Annotated in this window: 13 protein-coding genes and 4 pseudogenes; 7 read left to right on the forward strand and 10 right to left on the reverse strand. The window is 70.4% G+C overall.

Going from position 1 to position 15,785, the window contains the following annotated elements; all coding sequences use genetic code 11:
* Positions 1–134 precede the first annotated feature (134 nt).
* On the forward strand, positions 135–635 hold the full coding sequence (locus ACWDO5_RS24350) for a MarR family winged helix-turn-helix transcriptional regulator (RefSeq protein ID WP_450532492.1): 501 nt from the start codon (positions 135–137) through the stop codon (positions 633–635).
* Here ACWDO5_RS24350 and ACWDO5_RS24355 read toward each other — a convergent pair.
* From ACWDO5_RS24355 to ACWDO5_RS24370, 4 genes are all read right to left on the reverse strand, one after another.
* Positions 584–1,633 (reverse strand): aminotransferase class V-fold PLP-dependent enzyme, encoded by a 1,050-nt coding sequence (locus tag ACWDO5_RS24355; RefSeq protein WP_450532467.1) that lies wholly within the window; start codon positions 1,631–1,633, stop codon positions 584–586. The two genes, ACWDO5_RS24350 and ACWDO5_RS24355, sit on opposite strands and share 52 nt — an antisense overlap.
* Before the next feature lie 87 nt (positions 1,634–1,720).
* A complete protein-coding gene (locus ACWDO5_RS24360; protein ID WP_450532493.1) occupies positions 1,721–2,434 on the reverse strand; it encodes a DsbA family oxidoreductase in 714 nt (237 codons plus the stop codon).
* A 182-nt stretch (positions 2,435–2,616) separates the two neighbouring features.
* Complete coding sequence (locus tag ACWDO5_RS24365; protein ID WP_450532468.1) at positions 2,617–3,231, reverse strand: DUF1349 domain-containing protein; 615 nt, start codon at positions 3,229–3,231, stop codon at positions 2,617–2,619.
* Positions 3,232–3,236: 5 nt separating this feature from the next.
* Positions 3,237–4,775, reverse strand: a complete 1,539-nt coding sequence (locus tag ACWDO5_RS24370) for an aldehyde dehydrogenase (NADP(+)) (protein WP_450532469.1) — start codon at positions 4,773–4,775, stop codon at positions 3,237–3,239.
* 124 nt (positions 4,776–4,899) lie between these two features.
* Here ACWDO5_RS24370 and ACWDO5_RS24375 point away from each other — a divergent pair, with 124 nt between their 5' ends.
* The 3 genes from ACWDO5_RS24375 to ACWDO5_RS24385 all read left to right on the forward strand — a co-directional run bounded on the left by ACWDO5_RS24375 (position 4,900) and on the right by ACWDO5_RS24385 (position 7,791).
* Entirely contained in the window at positions 4,900–5,670 is a 771-nt protein-coding gene (locus tag ACWDO5_RS24375) for an IclR family transcriptional regulator (RefSeq protein WP_450532470.1), read from the forward strand.
* Positions 5,671–6,147: a GNAT family N-acetyltransferase gene (locus ACWDO5_RS24380; RefSeq protein WP_450532471.1), complete on the forward strand. Its 477-nt coding sequence runs from the start codon at positions 5,671–5,673 to the stop codon at positions 6,145–6,147.
* A gap of 192 nt (positions 6,148–6,339) precedes the next feature.
* Positions 6,340–7,791 carry a penicillin-binding transpeptidase domain-containing protein gene (locus ACWDO5_RS24385; protein ID WP_450532494.1) on the forward strand — a complete coding sequence of 484 codons (1,452 nt, stop codon included), beginning with the start codon at positions 6,340–6,342 and terminating at the stop codon, positions 7,789–7,791.
* Positions 7,792–7,814: 23 nt separating this feature from the next.
* Here ACWDO5_RS24385 and ACWDO5_RS24390 read toward each other — a convergent pair.
* Both ACWDO5_RS24390 and ACWDO5_RS24395 read right to left on the reverse strand, forming a co-directional pair.
* A pseudogene (locus ACWDO5_RS24390) lies at positions 7,815–9,220 on the reverse strand (NCS2 family permease).
* A gap of 141 nt (positions 9,221–9,361) precedes the next feature.
* Positions 9,362–9,776, reverse strand: a pseudogene (locus ACWDO5_RS24395) (hypothetical protein); the annotation flags it as partial.
* On the opposite strand from ACWDO5_RS24395, the pseudogene ACWDO5_RS24400 reads away from it, so the two are divergent.
* Positions 9,765–10,193 (forward strand): annotated as a pseudogene (locus ACWDO5_RS24400) (MFS transporter); the annotation flags it as partial. The pseudogenes ACWDO5_RS24395 and ACWDO5_RS24400 sit on opposite strands and share 12 nt — an antisense overlap.
* A 129-nt stretch (positions 10,194–10,322) precedes the next feature.
* On the opposite strand, the gene ACWDO5_RS24405 reads toward ACWDO5_RS24400, so the two are convergent.
* Both ACWDO5_RS24405 and ACWDO5_RS24410 read right to left on the reverse strand, forming a co-directional pair.
* Positions 10,323–11,486 carry a hypothetical protein gene (locus ACWDO5_RS24405; RefSeq protein WP_450532472.1) on the reverse strand — a complete coding sequence of 388 codons (1,164 nt, stop codon included), beginning with the start codon at positions 11,484–11,486 and terminating at the stop codon, positions 10,323–10,325.
* The gene (locus tag ACWDO5_RS24410; RefSeq protein ID WP_450532473.1) at positions 11,483–12,427 is read right to left on the reverse strand and encodes a 5-dehydro-4-deoxyglucarate dehydratase; all 945 of its coding nucleotides are present in this window, start codon (positions 12,425–12,427) and stop codon (positions 11,483–11,485) included. The genes ACWDO5_RS24405 and ACWDO5_RS24410 overlap by 4 nt, the downstream gene beginning before the upstream one ends.
* A 238-nt stretch (positions 12,428–12,665) precedes the next feature.
* Between ACWDO5_RS24410 and ACWDO5_RS24415 the strand changes: the two genes are divergently transcribed.
* Together ACWDO5_RS24415 and ACWDO5_RS24420 are read left to right on the forward strand one after the other, a co-directional pair.
* A complete protein-coding gene (locus ACWDO5_RS24415) occupies positions 12,666–13,490 on the forward strand; it encodes an NAD-dependent epimerase/dehydratase family protein (protein ID WP_450532474.1) in 825 nt (274 codons plus the stop codon).
* Positions 13,491–13,780: 290 nt separating this feature from the next.
* Positions 13,781–14,992 carry a TerD family protein gene (locus ACWDO5_RS24420; RefSeq protein WP_450532475.1) on the forward strand — a complete coding sequence of 404 codons (1,212 nt, stop codon included), beginning with the start codon at positions 13,781–13,783 and terminating at the stop codon, positions 14,990–14,992.
* A gap of 52 nt (positions 14,993–15,044) precedes the next feature.
* Here ACWDO5_RS24420 and ACWDO5_RS24425 read toward each other — a convergent pair whose 3' ends face one another.
* A complete protein-coding gene (locus ACWDO5_RS24425) occupies positions 15,045–15,275 on the reverse strand; it encodes a hypothetical protein (protein ID WP_266542984.1) in 231 nt (76 codons plus the stop codon).
* 51 nt (positions 15,276–15,326) lie between these two features.
* Positions 15,327–15,598, reverse strand: a pseudogene (locus ACWDO5_RS24430) (1-aminocyclopropane-1-carboxylate deaminase); the annotation flags it as partial.
* Positions 15,599–15,785: the final 187 nt, after the last annotated feature.

Genomic DNA, 15,785 nt, shown 5'->3' on the forward strand with positions numbered 1-15,785 from the left:
GATGAGACTCGCGGCGACGATGCGCTTGAGGGAGCTCGGAGCTGGTGGAGCGGTTGCGGGGGCGGCCATGGACACCACTTCCGGACAGTTTCACCCCGGCCCTTTCGTGTAGAGCTGACCCGCGGCGGCGACCGCTGCCGAGCTCCGCGCTCGCCGGGCCCGTCAGCAATGCCGTCTCCCGGGTCGCCCGGCTGCACCGTATGGCGGCGGGCAAGCTGCTCAGGGGAGCCGGCCTCTACCCGGGGCAGGAGTTCGTGATGATGCATCTGTGGGACGCGGGTCCGGTGCGCCAGTCTGAACTGATCAAGGCCGTCGAGCTCGCCCCCTCCACCGTGACGAAGATGCTCCAGCGTCTGGAGCAGACCGGACATGTCCGCCGCCGCCCCGACCCGGGCGACCGGCGCGCGGTGCTCGTCGAGGCCACGGCGGAGAGCTGCGCACTGCACTCCGCGGTGGAGACGGCCTGGGCAAATCTGGAGGAGCACACGCTCGCCGGGCTCGACCCGGACGAGCGCCGGGAGCTGACCCGGCTGCTCGGGAAGGTCGAGGAGAACCTCTGCGTCCGGACAGCGGGCTGCACCGGTCAGCGGGACAGTACGTCGAGCACCCGGTCCACCTCGGCGGCCGAGTTGTAGAGATGGAAGGCGGCCCGCAGATTGCTGGCCCGCTCCGAGAGGATGACTCCCGCATCGGCCAGCTCGGGGACCCGGTGGCCGAGCTCCGGCACGGCCACGATGGCGGAATCGCCCGGCACCGGCCGGTGGCCGAGTTCCGTGAGCCCCGCCCGGAACCTACGGGCGAGCGCCGTGTCATGCGCGTACACGGCGTCGATCCCAGTCTCCTCCAGCAGCGCCAGGGACTGTTCGGCTGCGTGGTACGCGAGGTAGGACGGGGGCTCGTCATAGCGGCGGGCCGAGTGCGCGAGCTCCTCGACCGGGCCGTACAGCGTGTCGGTCTCGCCGGCGAAGGGCCCGGCATGCTGGGGCGGCAGTGAGTTCTGCGCCTCCTCCGTCACGGTCAGGAAGGATACACCGCGCGGGCAGAGCAGGAACTTGAACGCCCCCGTGACCGTGAAGTCCCAGGCGCCCGCGTCCAGCGGCAGCCAGCCCGCGGACTGGCTGGCGTCGAGGAGCGTACGGGCCCCGTGCGCCGCCGCCGCGGCCCGCACCGCCGCCAGATCGGCGACCCGGCCGTCGGCGGACTGCACCGAGGAGAAGGCCACCAGCGCGGTGCCCGGCCGTACCGCGTCGGCCAGCGCGTCCAGGGGCGCATAGCGCAGCTTGAGGTCGCCGCGCACGGTGAAGGGCGTGACGACGGAGGCGAACTCGCCCTCAGGGAAGAGGACCTCCGCGCCGGGCGGCAGCGAGGCCGCGATCAGTCCGACATGCACCGAGACCGAGCCGCCTGCGGCGACCCGGTCCTCGGCCACGCCGCTGAGCCGGGCGAAGGACACACGGGCGGCGTTCATCGCGGAGTAGTCCCCCGCGCCGCCGGGCCGCCCGGCGGCCAGTTCCTCGGCGAGCGTCGTCACCGCCTGGACCGCCCGGCGCGGCAGCCTGCCGCAGCTCGCCGTGTTCAGATACGTCGTCCCAGGCGCGAACTCGGCGCCGGCCAGCGTGCGAAGGGTCTCCATGGGATCACCCTCCGACGCTCCGCAGCTGTGGTCAATCACGAAATGCTGCGGGGCACTGTTCAGCTGGGCTCAAGAGTCGGTGTGCCGTCAGGACGCGGTCTGCGGAACCTCGCAGGAACCGTCGGCGTCACAAGCGGCGGCATCGGTGCCGATCGGGGTGATCGCCCGGCCCTGCCAGGCCTGCTCCAGCGCCTGCGTGAAGACCTCGGCGGGCTGGCCGCCGGAGACCCCGTAACGGCGGTCGAGTACGAAGAAGGGCACCCCGGTCGCGCCGAGCTCGGCGGCCTCGCGCTCGTCGGCCCGTACGTCGTCGGCGTACGCCGTCTCGTCGGCGAGGACCTCCCGGGCCTCCTGCTCGTCCAGGCCGGAGTCGACCGCGAGCGTGATCAGCACCTCACGGTCGAAGACGGACCGCTCCTCGGCGAAGTTCGCCCGGTAGGCGAGGTCCAGCAGCTGGTCCTGGCGGCCACGGGCCTTGGCCAGATGCAGCAGCCGGTGGATGTCGAAGGTGTTTCCGTGGTCGCGGCCCTCGGTGCGGTAGCCGAGACCCTCGGAGCGCGCGTTGGAGGCGACGTGCTCCTCCATGGCCCGGGCCTCGTCGAGGGTGCGGCCGTACTTCTTCGCCAGCATCTCGACCACGGAAGCGGTGTCGTGCTTGGCCCGGCTCGGGTCGAGCTCGAAGGAGCGGTGGACCACTTCGATCTCGTCGCGGTGAGCGAAGGCCTCGAGTCCCTTCTCGAAGCGCGCCTTGCCGATGTAGCACCACGGGCAAGCGATGTCGCTCCAGATCTCGACGCGCATCTTCTTCATCACTCCAGGGTCGTACGGTGCGGAGGCCACCTCCGCCAGGGGGTGAACGCGCACCGGGACTGCCCCATTCCGAGGCGGGCGGCACTGTGAGGTGCGGCACGATCGATTGCCGGGCCGCGCAGGCGGCGACCAGCCGATCAACCTCGTCCTGGGTCGGCGTGTGCCCGCCGAGATCAGGAGCCGTCGCGCAGACCCGCCGGCCAGCTCGGGCGGTACTCGATCCGGTCGAAGGTGACCACGCATCCCTCTCCCACCGGTGACTGGGCCATGAACCCGACCAGTGCCGCGCCCGCCTTCTCCTCGTCGCCAAGCGCGAAGATCCGTACAAAGGTCCACCGCTCGCCGTCCGTCGACGCATGGAAGGCGAATGCCTTGCCGGTGCGGCTGATCCGCAGCCAGGCGCTGTCGCCGTCCACCACGAAGGAGTTGGCGTCGTCGGAGTGGCCGCGGGTGACGACCGTGCAGATGGTGGGCTTGTCCGGGGAGAGCTCCAGGCAGAGCTTGGCCCACTCGCGCTCGCCGACGTGCAGATAGAGCACGCCGGCGTCGAAGGCCGCGCTGAAGCCGGCGGTGACGCGCGCGATGAGCTGGAAGTCGCCCTCCGGCGCGCCGAGCAGGCGCGGCGCGTCGGAGACGGGGTCCAGGGCATCGCCCGCGGGCGGCACGAAGAGGTCCTGCCGGGCTCCCGCCCAGCCGGTCAGCGCGCCCTTGTCGTACGACCAGTTGGCATCGGGGCCGTACGGGCGCAGCGGGAAGGGCAGTTCGGGCAGGTCGATCGGGTCGGTCACGTCGCTCAGCTTCCCGGAGTTTCCTGGCGGCCGTCCACCCGACGCGGCAGATCGAGCGGGTTGTCGTCACGCAGCTCGGGCGGCAGCAGCGCCTCGGGCGTCGTCTGATACGTGACCGGGCGCAGCCAGCGCTCGATCGCGGTGGCGCCGACCGAGGTGGAGGTGGAGGTGGTGGCCGGGTAGGGGCCGCCGTGGTTCTGGGCGGGGGCGACGGCGACGCCGGTCGGCCAGCCGCCGACGAGCACGCGGCCTGCGAGCGGGGTGAGTTCGGCGAGCAGTTCGGCGCCCCGGCCGTCGCCGTCGGCCTCGCCGGAGGAGAGGTGCACGGTGGCGGTGAGGTTGCCGGGGAGTCGGCCGAGCACCGCGGTCATCTCGGCGTCCGATTCGTAGCGGGCGACGACGGTGACCGGGCCGAAGCACTCCTCGAGCAGCAGGTCGTGGGACCCTTCGGCGGCCAGCAGCCGTGCCGGTACGGACAGGAAGCCGGCGCTCACGGTGTACTCTCCGCCCGCGCCGGGGGTGATCGGGGCCTCCACCTCGGGCAGTTCGGCCCGTTCCCGTACGCCCTCGACAAAGGCCGAGCGCATCCGGTGGTCGAGCATCACGCCGGGCTCGGTCTCGCTGATCGCGGCCGTCAGGGACTTGAGCAGCCGGTCGCCCGCGTCGCCCGCGGGGGCCAGGACGAGGCCGGGCTTTGTGCAGAACTGCCCCTCTCCCAGGGTCATCGAGCCGGCGAGCCCGGCCCCGAGCTGCTCGGCCCGCTCCCCGGCGGCCGCCTCGGTGACGACGACGGGGTTGAGCGAGCCGAGTTCGCCGTGGAAGGGGATGGGTGCGGGCCGGGCGGCCGCGGCGTCGAAGAGCGCGCGCCCGCCGCGTACCGAGCCGGTGAAGCCGGCGGCCGCGACCAGCGGGTGCCTGACCAGCTCGATGCCCGCATCGAAGCCGTGCACGAGGATCACGACGTCCTCGGTCAGACCGACGCGCTGGGCGGCCCTGCGCAGGACGGACGCACAGAGCTCCGAGGTGCCGGGGTGGTCGGGGTGCGCCTTGACGACCACGGGGCAGCCGGCCGCGAGGGCGCTGGCGGTGTCGCCGCCGGGCACGGAGAAGGCGAGCGGGAAGTTGCTCGCGGCGTATACGGCGACGACGCCAAGAGGGATCTTGTAGCGGCGCAGATCCGGCCAGGGCGGGGTCCTGGAGCCGTCCTCGTGGTCGATGCGGATGTCGAGGAAGGCGCCCTCGTCGACGACCTCGGCGAAGGCGCGCAACTGGGCAGTGGTGCGGGCGAGTTCACCGGTGAGGCGGGTGGGGCCGAGCGCGGTCTCGGCGTCGGCGGCCTCGATGACGTGCTCGCTCGCCTCGTCGAGCAGGTCGGCGGCGGTACGGAGCAGGAGCGCGCGTACACTCCGGTCGGCGAGAGCGGGGCGGGCGGCGTGTGCGGCGCGGACCGCGCTGTCGATCTCCTCGGCCGTGGACTCGACCGCAACCTGCTCACGCGGGTTCCCGGTTCGGGGGTCGACACTCCAGACTGCTGCTGCCACCACGGCTTCCTTCCCGGTCTACTGCCACCCATCAGGTTGTTCGCTATTCTGAACAGCGTTCCTGGTGGTGAATGTGTGGGGACTCTATTTCCGGGCGTTCAGCGCGGTCAAGAAGGGGCGAAGGACAATGTCAACTGCGGATTCCGGTGGAGCACAGGTCAAGTCCGCGGTGCGGACGGTGGAATTGCTCGAATTCTTCGCCGGGCGCCCCGGCATGCACTCTCTCGCCGCGGTCCAGGAGGCCGTCGGCTACCCCAAGTCCAGCCTCTACATGCTGCTGCGCACCCTGGTCGAGCTCGGCTGGGTGGAGACGGATGCGACGGGCACGCGGTACGGCATCGGCGTACGGGCCCTGCTGGTGGGCACCTCTTACATCGACGGCGACGAGGTCGTGGCGGCCGCCCGGCCCACCCTGGACCGGCTCTCCGACGACACCACGGAAACCATCCACCTCGCGCGCCTCGACGGCACCAATGTCGTCTATCTCGCCACCCGCCAGTCGCAGCACTATCTGCGCCCCTTCACCCGCGTCGGCCGCCGGCTGCCCGCGCACTCCACCTCGCTGGGCAAGGCGCTGCTCGCCACCCACAGCGACGAGCAGGTGCGCAAGATGCTGCCTCAGACCATGGCGTCGCTGACCGAGCACACCATCACCGACCGCGAGAAGCTCATCGAGGAACTGCATCTGATCCGCGAGCAGGGCTATGCCGTGGACCGCGAGGAGAACACCCTCGGCCTGCGCTGCTTCGGCATCGCGATTCCGTACCGCACGCCGGCGCGGGACGCGATCAGCTGCTCGGTGCCGGTGGCCAGGCTCACCCCCGCCCATGAGCAGATGATCAAGGACGCACTCTTCGACGCGCGTGACCGTCTCACGCTCGCCACCCGGAGGCTCTGAATGTCCCCGCACGTCACGCTGCGTGAGGTGATCGACAGCGATCTGCCGGACTTCTTCCGGCACACGAGCGACCCCGAGTCGAACCGGATGGCCGCCTTCACCTCCAAGGACCCCACCGACCGGGCCGCTTTCGACGCGCACTGGGCGCGGATCCGCGCCTCGGACACCGTCATACGGACCGTCCTCGCCGACGATGTGGTCGTGGGCCACGCCGCGGTGTACGGACCGCCCGAGGAGCGCGAGGTCATGTACTTCATCGACCGCGTGTACTGGGGCCGGGGCGTCGCCACCGCCGCACTGCGAGCGCTGCTCGAAGTCGTGCCGGAGCGTCCGCTCTTCGCCCGTGCCGCCACCGACAACGCGGGCTCGGTCCGGGTCCTGGAGAAGTGCGGCTTCACGGTCACCGGCAAGGACAGGAGCTTCGCCAACGCCCGCGGGGCGGAGATCGACGAGCTGGTCCTCACCCTCACCGGCTGACCGGTCTCCGCCGCGAGCGGGAGGTGGATCGTCGCAGCGCAGGAGGTGCGGGAGGGCCCCGCCTGCGAGCGTGGGGCATGGCACAGACACCGCTCGCTCCCGCTCCCCCGCTGGGGCACCCCGTATGAAGAAATCGTGAGAAGCGGGGCAGCGGGGAACGTCACCCTCCTGCCCGTACGTCCCCTGTTCGGGATGAACAAGACGATCAGGAACGCCGCGGTCTTCAGTCTGCTTCTGGTGCTCGCCCTGCTGGTGCGGGCGACCTGGGTGCAGGCGTACAAGGCCCAGGCTCTCGCGGACGACAAACACAACCGGCGGAAGATCATCGCGCAGTACGCGCAGCCGCTCGGCGACATCATCGTGGCCGGGTCACCGGTCACCGGCTCGAAAAAGACGCAGGGCAGTGATCTCGCCTACAAACGCACGTACACCGACGGCCCGCTCTACGCGGGGGTCACGGGCTACAGCTCGCAGGCGTACGGCGCGACCCAGCTGGAGGGCATCTACAGCCAAGTCCTCGACGGCACCGACAGCCGGCTGAAGAACCCGATCGACGCGCTCACCGGGAAGCAGCAGAAGCCCGGCGACGTCCTCACCACCATCGACCCGGCGGTGCAGAAGGCGGGCTACACGGCGCTCGGCAACAAAAAGGGCGCGGCCGTCGCCATCGACCCGAAGACCGGGAAGATCCTGGGGGTGGTCAGCACACCCTCGTACGACCCGTCGACGATCAGCGGGGTTACCGACGGCAACGCCTGGAACAAGCTACTGGCGGACAAGGACATGCCGCTGGTCAACCGGGCGCTGAGGCAGCCGCTGCCGCCCGGCTCGACCTTCAAGCTGGTGGTCGCGGCCGCCGCGCTGGAGGACGGTCTCTACAACTCGGTGGACACGAACACAGTCAGCCCCGACCCGTACACCCCGCCCGGCACGACCAGGGCCCTGCAGAACGAGAACACGTCCGCGCCCTGCAAGAACGCGAGCCTCCGCCTCGCGCTCCAGTACTCCTGCAACAACGTCTTCGGCAAGCTGGCGGTCGACCTCGGCCAGGACAAGGTCAAGGCCATGGCGGAGAAGTTCGGCTTCAACAACGACAAGCTCGATGTGCCGGTGCGCGCCACCAAGAGCATCTTCCCGTCCGGGATGGACAAGCCGTCGACGGCCTACAGCGGCATCGGCCAGTTCGACGTCACCGCGACCCCGCTGCAGATGGCCATGGTCTCGGCGGCCATCGCCGACGACGGCGTCATGCAGTCGCCGCACATGGTCTCCAAGGTCGTGGACGCCGCCGGCGACACACTCCAGTCGTACGAGAACGGCACGTCCCGGCGGATCGTCTCCTCGTCCACCGCCGGGCAGCTGCGCAGCGCGATGGTGACGGTGGTGGACAAGGGCACCGGGTCCAACGCGAAGATCAACGGCACCGAGGTGGGCGGCAAGACGGGCACCGCCCAGCACGGGGAGAACAACAGCCAGACGCCGTACGCCTGGTTCACCTCCTACGCCAAGGACGCCCGCACCGGCAAGGAGGTCGCGGTCGCCGTCGTGGTCGAGGACTCGGGCGCGGCCCGCTCGGAGGTCAGCGGCAACGGCCTGGCCGCGCCCATCGCGAAGAAGATGATGACCGCGGCCCTCAAGGGCTGACGACAGCTGTCGGCCGCTGCCCGCTACTCGACGCCGAGGAGCTGTTCGACCGGGTCGATCGCGAAGTAGACCACGAACAGCGCGGCCGTGCCCCACAGCAGCCAGTGCACGTCGCGCGCCTTGCCGAGCACCGTCTTGATGACGACATAGGCGAGGAAGCCGGCACCGATGCCGTTGGTGATGGAGTACGTGAACGGCATGACCACGATCGTCAGGAAGGCCGGGATGGCTATCTCGTACCGCTCCCAGTCGATGTGCCGCACCTGCGCCATCAGCAGGAAGCCGACGGCGACGAGCGCGGGGGCAGCGGCCTGCGCCGGCACGACGGTGGCCAGCGGCGCGAGGAAGAGGGCGAGGCCGAAGAGCGCGCCGGTGACCACGGAGGCGAGTCCAGTGCGGGCGCCCTCGCCGACGCCGGCCGCCGATTCGATGTACGAGGTGTTGGAGGAGGCGGATGCCGCGCCGCCCGCCACAGCGGCGGCGCCGTCGATCAGCAGCACCCGGCCTATGTTGGGGACCTTGCCGTTCTCGTCGAGCAGACCAGCCTCGCTGGAGATGCCGACGACCGTGCCCATGGTGTCGAAGAAGTCGCTCAGGATGAGGGTGAAGACCAGCAGGACAAGCGTGATGACGCCGATCTGCTGGAAGGCGCCGAAGAGGCTGAAGGAGCCGACGAGCCCGAAGTCGGGGGCGGCCACGATGTCGTCGGGCACGGACGGGACGGTCAGGCCCCAGGCGAGCGGGGCGATGTCGGCGATCTCGTTGATGACGATCGCGACGGCGGTCATCGCGACGATGGAGATGAGGATCGCGCCTTTCACCTTGCGGGCCAGCAGCGCGACGGTCAGCAGCACGCCGACACAGAAGACCAGGACGGGCCAGCCGGAGAGCTGACCGCTCGCGCCGAGTTGGACGGGCACGGAACGGTGTCCCCGGGGATGCGGGTGGCGAAGCCCGCGTCGATGAAACCGATGAACGCGATGAACAGGCCGATGCCGACACTGATGGCCTGCTTGAGCGAGGCCGGGATGGCGTGCATGACGGCCTCGCGCAGTCCGCTGACGACCAGCACGCAGATGAGGATCCCCTCGATGACCACCAGGCCCATCGCGTCGGGCCAGCTCATCAGGGGCGCGATCTGGAAGGCGACGACGACGTTGAGGCCGAGTCCGGCGGCGATGGCGAGCGGCAGATTGCCGCCGAGCCCCATGATGGCGGTCATCACGGCGGCCACCAGGGCGGTGGCGGTGACCAGTTGGGGTCCGGAAAGGTGGGCGCCGAACTTGTCCTCGGCGCTGCCGAGGATGATCGGGTTGAGCACGAGGATGTAGGCCATCGTGAAGAACGTGGCGAAGCCGCCACGGATCTCCCGCGCGAAGGTGGAGCCTCGTGCGCTGATGTGGAAGTACCGGTCGACCTGTGCGGACATGGCTCTCCTCGGGGGCAATCCGGCTGGCGGGTAGCTGGATTGTTCCCCCGGGAAGAGCGTTTCAGGTTATGGGGGAGTTACGTCCCGTCCGCCCGGCGCATGATCGTCCGGGCCGTCGGCCCACGGCGTGGACCGGGCCGCTCAACCCGCGTACGGATCGGGGATGTTGCCCCGGCCGGCGAGAAAGGCGAAATCGCAACCGGTGTCGGCTTGGGTGATCGGCTCGCTGTACAGGGCGCCGTAGCCCCGTTCGTACCGCTCGGGCGGCGGCGTCCAGGCCGCCCTGCGCGGAGACCAGCACATGGTCGGCGGTGATGCCGAGCGCCGGGTCGTTGATGGTCCGCTGCATCGTCCGGTAGTCGGGGAAGACCACCGCCGGCCCGGTGTGCTTCAGGAGGCGGGGCTCGGCGGCAATGTGCTTGATGACCGCGCCGTCGGGGCAGAGGTTGCCGCGCAGCACCGCCACGCCGCCCTCCTCCGCGAGGGGGTTGTCGCGCGGGCGGATGACATCGGGGTTGTGGACGCGCGCGTCCACGAGCTGTTCGTGCAGGGCGTCGGTTCCGTAGTGAGCGGGCTGCTGGCCGGGCCGCTGCTGCGGCGTCTGCCGGAGCGCGGATTCGTCGCCGCGGGCATCGCGCTGTTCGGCGCGGCGGTCGCGCTGCGGGCGCTGCCGTACGACGCGGTGGCGCTGGCGTGCAGCGCGGCCATCGGTCTTGGGCTGCCGTGTGTGCTGATCGCCGCGATGACGGCGGTGCAGCGGGAGACCCCGGACGCGGTCCTGGGCCGTACCGCCGCCACCGCCAACACGCTGATCTTCGTACCGAACGCGGTGGCGCTGGCGGCCGGCGCGGGTCTGGTCGCGCTCATTGATGTACGGGTGCTGCTGCCGGTGATCGGCGCGGCGGGGCTGACGACGGCGCTGCTGGGGCTCCGCCCCACACCCCGTGCCTCAATCTCCGCCAGACTTCGTCCGGGGGACCCCCACGGGGCTGAAAGGTTCAGCCCCGTCCGGCTATTGAGGACACGGCCGAGGGCCGTACGGGGGTCTGGGGGCTTTGCCCCAGCCTCGGGAAGGGGCCGGTGGGAGAACAGGCTCGGGCCTTCAGGCCAGCCGGGACACCGCGTCCGCCACCATCGCCAGGTCCACGTCGGACGCCAGCCCCGCGTGGTAGAGCCGCAGTTGGTTCGCGCCGAGCTCCGCGGCCCGCGCGGCGTCGTCCACGAGCGTGCCGGGGCTGCCACCCATCCCGCTGACCACGGTGAAGTTCGCGGCCAGCACAGCACCGTCCACCCGCTGCTCCGCGAACGGTGCGAGCAGCTGCGGATCGCCCGTGCACGGCACGACCACGCCGTCCGCGACGGACAGGATGTGTGCCGGGTCGACGCCCGCGTTCGCCCCGCAGTGGTGCGCGACCGGGTCGGCGTGGAGCAGCACCTGGAAGCCTTGCGGGGCGGCGGCGCGCACCGCGGCGATGGCGGCCTCCTGAAGCGTACGGGCGGTCCGCGTCCGGAAGTCCAGAGTCGCGGCGGCGAGTTCGGCGCCGAGCCGCTTCTCGACCCCGGCGTCGGCGGGCGCGGCGCCCGCCCAGACCGGCTCCAGGGCGCCCCGTACGGCAGCGGCCAGCAGATTCGGCTCCAGCCCCTGTTGTGCGTAGCCGTCGCGGCAGGCGGAGCAGAAGCATAGCGACATCAGATACTGTGCCGCGTCGCCCAGGCCCACGCCCGCGATCTTGTCGTGGGCGTGCAGATGCGCGAGGCCGTACCAGCCGCACGACTCCAGCTCGGTGCCGCGCGAGCCCGGCCGGATCGCTGCCTCGGCCGCGAGATCCGTCAGCAGGGCGCGTACGGCGGGCTGCGCGATGCAGGGCGCCCAGGGATAGCGGTCGCCGTATGCGTTGACGACGGAGGTGTCCGGATACTCGGCGCCGAGGCGGGAGTTGTGGGCGAGGACCACCCAGCTGTGGACCTCGACGCCGGCCTCGGCCAGGGCCGCGGCGGCCTCGCCGTACGCATCGCCCAGGGCCCAGCCCCCGGCCCTGTACGGGCGCAGCTCGCGGCCCGCCCAGCGCTCCTCGTCGACTTCGTAGAGCACGGCGGCGTGCTGCGCGGTGACGATCCGGTGCCGGGGGTGGCGCGGGGTCAGGGCGCGCGTGGAGTGGTAGGCGGCGGCGAGGGTGACCTGCTGGACGCCGAGGTCCGCGATGCGGGCTGCGGCGTCCGGGTCGCCGACGACGTCCCAGGGGTAGAGGAAGGCGGAGGTCTTCACGCGCCGTCCTCCAGCAGGGAGCGGCCGCGCTCGATGAGCGCCGCCAGGGTTTTGATGTGGACGTCGAGGGGTTCACTCAGTGGTGGCCGCACTCCGCCGACGTCGAGGCCGCCGAGGCGTACGCCCGCCTTGACGAGAGAGACCGCGTATCCGCGGCCGAGATTGCGCAGTTCGACCAGCGGCACATAGAAGCCGTCGAGCAGCCGGTTGACGGTCTTGTCGTCGCCGGTCATCAGCGCGCGGTAGAAGGCGAGCGCGATGTCGGGGGCGAAGGCGAACACCGCGGAGGAGTACAGGGTGATGCCGATGCCGCGGTAGGCGAGGCCGGTGAGTTCGGCGGTGGGCAGCCCGTTGAAGTAGAGGAAGTCCTGGCCGGGCAGGTCGCGGCGGACGGCGCCGACGATGCGCTGCATCAGGTCGAGGTCGCCGTAGCCGTCCTTGAGGCCGATAACGCCGTCCACCTGGGCGAGTTCGACGACGGTCTGAGGGGTGAAGACGGCGTTGTCGCGCTGGTAGACGATGACGTCGAGAGAGGTCGCCGCGGCGAGCGCGGTGTAGTGGCGCAGCAGCCCGGCCTGGTCGGCGACGACGAGGTAGGGCGGCATGGCGAGCAGTCCGTCCGCGCCCGCCGCTTCGGCGATCTTCGCGTACTGGACGGCGAGCGCGGTGCCGTAGCCCGCGCCGGCCACGACGGGCACCTCGCCGGCCGTCTCCGCGACGGCGGCGGCGATGCAGTCGCCGAACTCCTCAGGGGTCAGGGCGTGGAACTCGCCCGTGCCGCAGCACGCGAAGACCGCGGCCGCTCCGGAGTCGATGCCGCTCCTCACATGGGCGCGGAAGACATTGAGGTCGAGAGCGCCGTCCGGTCCGTACGCGGTGACGGGGAAGAACAGCGGTCCTTGGACCCGGGTGAGCCGGGCGGCGAGCGGGGCTGAGGTCACGGGCGCTCCCTGGGCCGTGCACCGAGCCTGCGGACCCGTGCACAATTCTGATCGACGTCCATATTTCTGAACGCCGTCACGCTAAGGCAGCCGCATCGCCCGGGTCAAGACGGAAAACCGCAACTCAGGGGCGGATTCGATCCCTCCGCGCCACACTTGACGGTGTCCGGGCCACTTCCTAGCGTGTCCATGAATGTGAATGCCGTCTACGGACCTGAGCATTTCAAGGAGATCCCCCATGCCCGCTCCTCGCACAGTCCTGCTCACCGGCGCCGCAGGCGGCCTCGGCACCCTGATGCGGGGGCTGCTGCCCGCGTACGGCTACGAGCTCCGCCTCTTCGACGCCACCCCCATAGAGGGTGTGCCGGACGCGGTCACCGCGGACCTCGCCGACAAGAGGGCGCTGCGCGAGGCGGTACAGGGCGTCGACGCGATCATCCACCTCGCGGGCATCTCCCTGGAAGCCCCCTTCGAGAAGATCCTCCGGGCGAACATCGAAGGGACCTGCAACCTCTACGAGGCGGCCCGCGAAGAGGGCATCGGCCGGATCGTCTTCGCCTCCAGCAACCACGCGGTCGGGTTCACTCCGCGCCCGCAGGGCGAGGCGCCCTTCCCGCCCGACGCGCTGATCCCCATCGACACCCCGCACCGCCCCGACACGTACTACGGCCTGTCCAAGTGCTTCGGCGAGGACCTGGCGCAGCTCTACTGGGACCTGCACGGCCTGGAGACCGTCTCCGTACGCATCGGCTCCTGCTTCATGGAGCCGATGTCGGTGCGGATGCTGTCGGTCTGGATGAGTCCCGGCGACGGCGCCCGCCTCTTCCACGCCGCGCTCACCGCCAAGGGCGTCGGCCACACCGTCGTCTACGGCTCCTCGGCCAACACCCGTCTGTGGTGGGACCTTTCGACGGCGCGGGCTCTCGGCTACGAGCCGCAGGACGACTCCGAGCAGTACGCCGAGAAGCTCGTCGCGGAACACGGCGAACTCGACCCGGACAACCCCGACCACGCGCATCTGGGCGGCCACTTCACCACCAACCCGCCCCAGTGGCCGTACTGATCGGGCAGGTCCCGGCCAAGCGCTTTGCGGAGGAGCCGGCCGGGCCCGTCTCGCGGGGCGTGAGATGAGTGTCACCGACGACCACTCACGCATGCGCCCGCGATGTGGGAAACAGTAGGAGCAGGGCGCCCCGATCAGAGGCCGAGGTGGAGGCGTCAGACGCCCAGCTGGTGATGGCCCGCTGAAGCGGTACGTACAGATTCGGCAGTGAGCGCATGGCCCGGAACCACCCGCGCAACCGATGAAAAGGGTAAGGGAACGGTAAAGCGGCTTCGCTCGTTACCCCTGGCATGACAGCTATGACCCCCGGCTCGAACATCCCTCTCGCCGTCACCCGCGTGGCGGTGGACGTCACCGCTCCGGTGCGGCTCGACGTATCGGGCCTGCTGCTCACCGCCGACGGCAAGGTGCGCTCCGACGACGATTTCATCTTCTACAACCAGCCGGCGGGCCCCGGCGTCAGCTATCGCTCCGGCGGGGGCAGCGCCCCCGACGCGATCGTGGTGGACACTTCTGCCGTCCCGCCCGGCATCGAGAAGATCGTCGTCACGGCGAGCCCGGACGCCGCGGGACAGACCTTCCAGGGCATCGAGCCGACCGCCACCATCCGCAGCGCCGACGACGGCAGCGCGCTCGCCACCTTCACCCCGCCGCAGCTCGGCGCCGAGACCGCGCTGGTCGTCGTGGAGATCTATCTGCGAAACGGCGCCTGGAAGGCCCGCGCGGTCGGCCAGGGCTATGCGAACGGGCTTGCGGGCATCGCCACGGACTTCGGCGTCTCGGTCGACGAGGAGCCCGCCGCGGCCCCCGCACCGGTAGCGCCGCCGGCGCCGGTCGCGCCTCCCGCCCCGGTCGACCCGCGTCTCGCCGCGCCCGTGCCGCCCGCGCCCCCCGCGCCGCCGGCCGCTCCCGCCCCCGGCGCCGGGAAGATCAACCTGGACAAGGGCCGGGTCAGCCTCCAGAAGAATCAGACCGTCTCGCTGGTCAAGGGCGGCCGCCCGCTGCTCTCCCAGGTCAAGATGGGCCTCGGCTGGGAGCCCGCCTTCCGCGGCAAGGACATCGACCTCGACGCCTCCGTGATTGCGTACGGCCCCAACCGCAACCACCTGGACAGCTGCTACTTCGGCAAGCTGTCGATCCTGAACGGCGCGATCAAGCACTCCGGCGACAATCTGACGGGTGAGGGCGCGGGTGACGACGAAGTGATCGTCGTGGATCTCGGCCGGCTGCCGGCGGAGGCGACGGGCCTGGTCTTCACCGTCAACTCCTTCTCGGGACAGAAGTTCACCGAGGTCGCCAAGGCCTACTGCCGGCTGATCGACGCGGCGACGGGCGAGGAGCTGGTCCGCTTCGATCTGACCGGCGCCGAGCCGCAGACCGGCGTGATGATGGCCAAGCTGATCAAGCAGTTCTCGGGCGAATGGGACATGACCGCCATGGGCGATTTTGTGAAGTCCCGCACCGTACGCGGCATGGTGAAGCCCGCCGCAAAGGCGCTGTGACCGACGCCGCCGGGCCCGCCATCCGCGATGGCGGGCCCGGGGGCCACGGTCCTCAGAGTTTGGCCAGTTTGGAGTATGGACTCAGGATTCTTCCCTGACGCCCGGAGAAGTCGACGAGCACAGCGGCATTGTCGCCCTCGACTGCGATGACTCTTCCGAGTCCGAATTGGTCGTGCGAGACCCGGTCGCCCACTTCGTACTGCTCAATCGGCGGGGCAGCCGCGGCCGGTTTGTTGAAGGGACTGGAGGGCAGGTGGCGCCGGGATCCGGCTGACTTTGTCATTACCTGGAGTATGCGCCCTCGGGCACCCGCCACGCCACGTCGGAGTGGGGGGCTGTGGGCATTGAGTGCGGGCTGATCGCGAAGATGGGTACAAAGCACCGTCGCGGCGGACGCGATCTCAACGCGTGTGACCAGGTCGATCGGTCCTGCCGTCGGCTTCCCCTCGTACACCGGATCCGTCACCGTCCCTCCGAACGGACGGCGAGCCGCATCGCCTCCAGCGTCGTGTCGTCCGGAATGCCGTACGTGCTCGCGTGGTATCGCGCGTCCAGCGCGATGTCCACGTGCCGCAGCTCACGCTCCACCCCGATGAGTGAGGCGGTGTCCCGCGAGATCCGCCCGACTCCACTTTGGTCACACCGGTGCGGGTGATGACGCGGTACGAGAATCCGGCGGCAGCGCCAGGAGTCCCTTGGGGTCGGGGATCCGGCCTTCGGACCAAGGGAACAGCCCGTATCGGTGAGATTGATCTTGGAGCCTGGGCGGCTCATTACGACTCGGTGTCCGGCG

This window comes from Streptomyces sp. NPDC000880, assembly GCF_053599675.1.

Bases quoted from the DNA above. Each gene is read 5' to 3' on its own strand.
- ACWDO5_RS24415 (WP_450532474.1), top strand. From the start codon at position 12,666: ATGCCCGCTCCTCGCACAGTCCTGCTCACCGGCGCCGCAGGCGGCCTC.
- ACWDO5_RS24355 (WP_450532467.1), bottom strand. From the start codon at position 1,633: ATGGAGACCCTTCGCACGCTGGCCGGCGCCGAGTTCGCGCCTGGGACG.
- ACWDO5_RS24425 (WP_266542984.1), bottom strand. From the start codon at position 15,275: ATGACAAAGTCAGCCGGATCCCGGCGCCACCTGCCCTCCAGTCCCTTC.
- ACWDO5_RS24385 (WP_450532494.1), top strand. From the start codon at position 6,340: ATGAACAAGACGATCAGGAACGCCGCGGTCTTCAGTCTGCTTCTGGTG.
- ACWDO5_RS24420 (WP_450532475.1), top strand. From the start codon at position 13,781: ATGACAGCTATGACCCCCGGCTCGAACATCCCTCTCGCCGTCACCCGC.
- ACWDO5_RS24380 (WP_450532471.1), top strand. From the start codon at position 5,671: ATGTCCCCGCACGTCACGCTGCGTGAGGTGATCGACAGCGATCTGCCG.
- ACWDO5_RS24360 (WP_450532493.1), bottom strand. From the start codon at position 2,434: ATGCGCGTCGAGATCTGGAGCGACATCGCTTGCCCGTGGTGCTACATC.
- ACWDO5_RS24375 (WP_450532470.1), top strand. From the start codon at position 4,900: ATGTCAACTGCGGATTCCGGTGGAGCACAGGTCAAGTCCGCGGTGCGG.